At 63.3% G+C, this 2,415-nt stretch carries 3 protein-coding genes; 1 reads left to right on the forward strand and 2 read right to left on the reverse strand.

Annotation, left to right across the window (positions count from 1 at the left end; translation table 11 throughout):
* Positions 1-1,545, reverse strand: a 1,545-nt coding sequence (locus RMO81_RS06415) for a D-aminoacylase (protein WP_310474960.1), incomplete at its 3' end; no start/stop codon positions are given.
* Positions 1,546-1,626: 81 nt separating this feature from the next.
* A complete protein-coding gene (locus tag RMO81_RS06420) occupies positions 1,627-1,791 on the reverse strand; it encodes a hypothetical protein (protein WP_310474962.1) in 165 nt (54 codons plus the stop codon).
* Positions 1,792-1,941: 150 nt separating this feature from the next.
* Between RMO81_RS06420 and RMO81_RS06425 the strand changes: the two genes are divergently transcribed.
* The coding region (locus tag RMO81_RS06425) for a glutamate-cysteine ligase family protein (RefSeq protein ID WP_310474963.1) at positions 1,942-2,415 on the forward strand (474 nt) is incomplete at its 3' end.

Here is a 2,415-nt window from a genome sequence, read left to right on the forward strand (position 1 = left end):
CCGATCCAGATCGATGATGTTGAAATCGGCCAGATAGCCCGGCGCGATGATGCCGCGATCATCAAGGCCATACAGCTTGGCTGTGTCGTGGCACTGGCGGCGAATGGCGTTTTCAAGGCTGACGGTGCCGCGCGTCCGGTCACGCACCCAGTGTTGCAGCAGATAGGTCGGGCTGGCGGCATCGCAGATGGTGCCGCAATGCGCGCCGCCATCAGACAGCGAGATCACCACATCGTCGCGGTGCAGCAGGCCCTTGATGAAATCGAGGTTGCCATCGGCATAGTTGAGGATGGGGAAATAGATGAAGCCCTTGCCCCCTTCGCGGCACAGGAGATCATAGGCGTATTCGGCCGGATCCGCGCCCGCCGCCTTTGCCATCGCCCAGATGGTTTCACCTTGCGTCGGCTCGTAATTGAAGCTGTCGGTCATTTCGTATTGCAGCTGCCAGCCCAGCGCGACCGCCATCAGCAATGGCAGCACATCGGTTTCGGGCCAGACATTCTCCTCGGCCAACAGCTTGGCTTTGAACGCCGGATCAGTCAGATGCTGCCACTGTTCCTCCCACGGCAGCGCTTCGATGGCTTGCAGGCTGGGACGGAACTTGAACGGGTGCACGGTGCCGCGCCACGCCATGACCACGCCGGTGCCACGAATGGCGATCTGGGCGACGATATTGGCGCCTTCGGCATTGGCGCGCGCCATCTCGCTCATTTGCTCCTGCCAGGGGAGTTCCTTGGCGATCGACTGCAGCATGGAGAAGGTAACTGGCAGACCGGTTTCGCGGCTCATCTCACCCATCCAGCCAAACTCATCCCACTCGCGGCGCAGGTCGCTGGTCATCTCGAACACGCCGTGGCCGACCTTGCCCATGGCGCGGCCGATGGCGATCAGCTCGTCCTTTTCGGCGGTGGTGCCGGGCACGAGTTCGCCGTCGATGCTCTTGTGCAATATGGTGCGGCTGGTCGAAAAACCGAGCGCGCCGGCCTTCACGCCTTCGGCCACGATGGTGGCCATCTGCGCGATGTCAGCCTCGGTGGGCTTTTCATTGCGCGCGCCGCGTTCGCCCATCACATAAGCGCGCACGGCGCCGTGCGGCACATGGGTGGCCACATCGATGGTCCGGGACCGTTCTTCCAGCGCCGTCAGATATTCGGGGAACGTTTCCCAGTTCCACTTCATGCCTTCGGCCAGCGCGGTGCCGGGGATATCCTCCACGCCTTCCATCAAGCCGATCAGCCACTGGTGCTTGTCGGGCTTGGCCGGCGCAAAACCAACGCCGCAATTGCCCATCACCACGGTCGTCACCCCGTGCCACGACGACGGCGCCATTTCTGAATCCCAGGTTGCCTGCCCGTCATAATGGGTGTGGATGTCGACAAAGCCGGGCGTGACGATCAGGCCGGTGGCGTCAATTTCCGTCGCGCCCTTGGCCGTAATGCTGCCCACCGCGGTAATGCGGCCGCCATCAACCGCGATATCGCCCAAAAAACGTGGATTGCCGCTGCCATCAACAATGGTGCCGCCGCGAATGACCAGATCATGCATGGTGAAATCCTTCCGAGTTGGCGGAAGGATGCCACAGGCCAGCGCGGGCGCAACCCTGCCGCTTTGCAGCAGGCGTTGATGTCAGCTGGGCTGGGGCGCCGCGCGCTCGGCTTGCTGCACGCGCTCCGGATCGGGCGGCAGATGGCCCCAGCGGTCGTCAGCCGGCACCGGCGCAGGCTGGGCCTGCTCCACGCCGCAGGCGCTGAGCGACAGCAGGGCAAGAATCAACAAGGCGGCAGGCTTCATGCCGGCCAATGTCGGCAAACATTACAGTTTTGCAAGGGGTAGATTGGCGCAGGCCGGCAACCAGCGCTCTGGTCGCCGCGAACCATGCCACGAAACTGCAACATTGGCGCTTCATTGCGCCGGCAGGGCAACGGGGCTAAGGCGCTGGACATGAGCAACAAGGTGACAATCGCCGGCGATGACGCGATCATCGAAACGCGCGACCAGCTGGTTTCGGTGTTCGCCGACGGCGCCAAGCCGCGCGAGGCGTGGCGCATTGGCACCGAGCACGAGAAATTCGTGTTCAAGACCGACGATCACCGCGCCCCGTCCTACACCGAGCCCGGCGGCATCCGCGACCTGTTGATGGCGATGACGCGTTATGGCTGGGAGCCGATCCTGGAAGGCGGGAATATCATTGCGCTCAAGGGCGCCGACGGCAACATCAGCCTGGAACCGGCCGGACAGTTCGAGCTTTCCGGCGCGCCTTTGGAGACTCTGCACCAGACCTGCGCCGAATCAAACCGCCACCTGAAACAGTGCCGCGAGCTGGGGGAAGAACTGGGCCTGGGTTTTCTTGGCCTGGGCTTCTGGCCCGACAAGACGCGTGCCGAACTGCCGATCATGCCCAAGGGCCGCTATGAC

It is taken from the genome of Sandarakinorhabdus sp., assembly GCF_031422795.1.
GTDB lineage: Bacteria > Pseudomonadota > Alphaproteobacteria > Sphingomonadales > Sphingomonadaceae > Sandarakinorhabdus.

Bases quoted from the DNA above. Each gene is read 5' to 3' on its own strand.
- RMO81_RS06420 (WP_310474962.1), bottom strand. From the start codon at position 1,791: ATGAAGCCTGCCGCCTTGTTGATTCTTGCCCTGCTGTCGCTCAGCGCC.